Raw genomic sequence first — 2,441 nt, forward strand, 5'->3', positions numbered from 1 at the left:
TAGAAATCACCAGCATCAATAAATTCTTGTAAGATTTCTTTAGCAATTCTTCTTTTCTCAGCAGCTATCTTTCTGCCAGGTCTCTTTACAACTTCATCCATATCACTTCCTCCCTTTACAATTAAGAGTTTATGACAGGTAGTACGACATATAATGTCGTAGTAAATTGTTTTTTACATAAAACATATTAATACAGCAAATTTCTCAAACTTTCAGTTGAGCATATGTTACTTTTAATGCACTCAAATAGCTTAAGATTGGTGGAGGATTACCAAGAAAAGAATCAGTAACAAAAATATATCTTTTTTAAAAATTTCTGCTTAGTAGCCTATCCTCTTCCATCTCAATTGCTTGAAGATAATAATAATCGGCGTCCTCAGTATTTCCTTTATTATGTAAAGCTTTACATAATAAAGGTAAAGCAGAGGCTTTAGCAAAGCTCGTGGATTGTCTTAAAGTTTATAATGAAGAATTCACTACATGGGATGATTTAGAAAAGATTACGACACAGTTCAGAGAAGATATCAATAAAGAATATTCACAAGATTGCAAGTATATCATGAAAATATTTAACGAAATATAGAAACACCTGATAGAATATTATCCATTTAGATAGTTTTATTAATTTCTTCTACTCTCTTCTTATATTCCTCCACAAAGCTATCAGGAGATATAGGACGAGCATAGGGAGCATACCTTAAAACTAAAGTAATTAATTCATGTGAATTAGTTGCAGGAATATGAAGTAAAAATGAGCCATCTTCTAAATCCTCAACTCTTTGTTTTTGATGCCAAATAATGTGTCTAACATCATTTGTTAGTTCTGATGAGAATTTAATCGTATACTCCTGCATTTTACCAGAAACAAAAATTCCAAAAGAGGAATCAACAAGTAATTTAGTATCTTTAAATGTTATTTTCTTATCTAAAATAGTTGCCTTAATTACTCTTGAAAGGTGGAAGTTAATTACCTTTTCCCTTTTATGATCAAAAGCAACTAAATACCATGAACTAGAATAGTTAATGAGCCTAAGAGGCTCTACTATTCTTTTTGTATTTTCCTTTTTAAAATTTGTATATTCAATTTCAATACACCTTTTTGAGGTTAAGGCTTCAGTAACCGTTGAAAATACATCGTAGTTTGGAAAACTAATTTGAGGAGCCTTATAAATTACTTTATCTACTAATGAAGCTGCATTCTTTGAAACAGAAGACAAAAAGGTATCTTCTATTTCTTTCTTAATACTATTCTTTATTGGAAGCTGTTCAATTAAAGATCTAAAATAGGAAGCAAGTATTACTAAGTTATCATCTAGATTTGTATAGCTACTCCAATCCTGTGTTAGCCTATATACCCTATCCTTTTTATCATATTCAATAGGAGCTCCCATTTGATATCTTAATTGCTCGATATCACGACTAGCTTGACGAGTTGAGATCTCAAATTCATCAGCAATTTGCTTTAGAGTAATCCCATCTTTTTTGATTAAAGTTTTAATTATGTACTGTATTCTAGCCGTGTAACTCATTAGCTAAATAATATCATAAAGAAAATGTATATTCCTTATTAAAATCTTCTCTAAAGAAATATGAAGCTTTTTTATTTTCTTTATCAAATAAAACACTCCAAAGTGTTATATCTTGACGTACTCCCACGGGCAAGCCCATGGGAATCCGGCCATGGTAACGACGGCTGCATCCCGAAGGATGTCTTACACCATCTCTGGCCTGCGAGACCCGTCCGGCCTCGCCTTATGGTCTAGGCGTCCTTCGCCTGTTCCATTCGATTAATGATACGCTTCGCTTCGGCGAGAATGTTCATCGCAGCGTTCACGTCCCTGTCGTGCGTTACGCCACACTCCGGACAAATCCAGTCACGGACACTGAGGTCCTTGGTACCCGGCCACACATGTCCACATGCACAGCAGGTCTGGGATGACGGGTAGTACCGTCCAATCCTGATGACCCTGGTCCCGTACTTTCGTGCGCACCACTCTAGGATTTCCACAAACTCCGAGAACGCATAGTCGTAAACCTTGCGTCCCCAGAGCTTTGCCATACCATTGATATTCAGGTCCTCTATGGCTATGACGCTGTACTTTGAGCAAAGGCAGTGGCTTATCTTCCAGAACCAGTCCCTTCTCCTGTTGGCGATGTCCTGGTGCCTGCGGTACAGTGTCCTGAGGGCCCGATTGTATCCGTTGCTTCCGCTTACCTTACGGCTCAGGGCGCGGTTTGCCTTTCGGACTTCGTTTACTCCCTGCCTGAAAAACTCCGGGGACCTGATTACACTGCCGTCCGACAGCGTAAGGAACGTCTTGAGTCCGAAGTCCATGCCGACTTCACCGCGCCCGTCCCTGGCTTCACGCATGGTGGCGGGGCTGTCGGTGGTGACGTAGACGAAAAACTCTCCGAGTATGTTACGCTTTACCGTTACGGTC

Annotated in this window: 3 protein-coding genes; 1 reads left to right on the forward strand and 2 read right to left on the reverse strand. The window is 38.5% G+C overall.

Annotation, left to right across the window (positions count from 1 at the left end):
- Positions 1-442 precede the first annotated feature (442 nt).
- Complete coding sequence (locus tag SOY52_RS08065) at positions 443-583, forward strand: hypothetical protein (RefSeq protein WP_320848440.1); 141 nt, start codon at positions 443-445, stop codon at positions 581-583.
- Between the two features lie 25 nt (positions 584-608).
- Here SOY52_RS08065 and SOY52_RS08070 read toward each other — a convergent pair whose 3' ends face one another.
- Both SOY52_RS08070 and SOY52_RS08075 read right to left on the reverse strand, forming a co-directional pair.
- Positions 609-1,529, reverse strand: a complete 921-nt coding sequence (locus SOY52_RS08070; protein ID WP_320848441.1) for a transcriptional regulator — start codon at positions 1,527-1,529, stop codon at positions 609-611.
- A 230-nt stretch (positions 1,530-1,759) separates the two neighbouring features.
- Positions 1,760-2,441, reverse strand: a 682-nt coding sequence (locus SOY52_RS08075) for an RNA-guided endonuclease TnpB family protein (protein ID WP_320848442.1), incomplete at its 5' end; no start/stop codon positions are given.

Origin of the sequence: Bullifex sp. (assembly GCF_034103065.1) — a bacterium.
In the GTDB taxonomy this organism is placed as follows: Bacteria; Spirochaetota; Spirochaetia; order Sphaerochaetales; family Sphaerochaetaceae; genus Bullifex.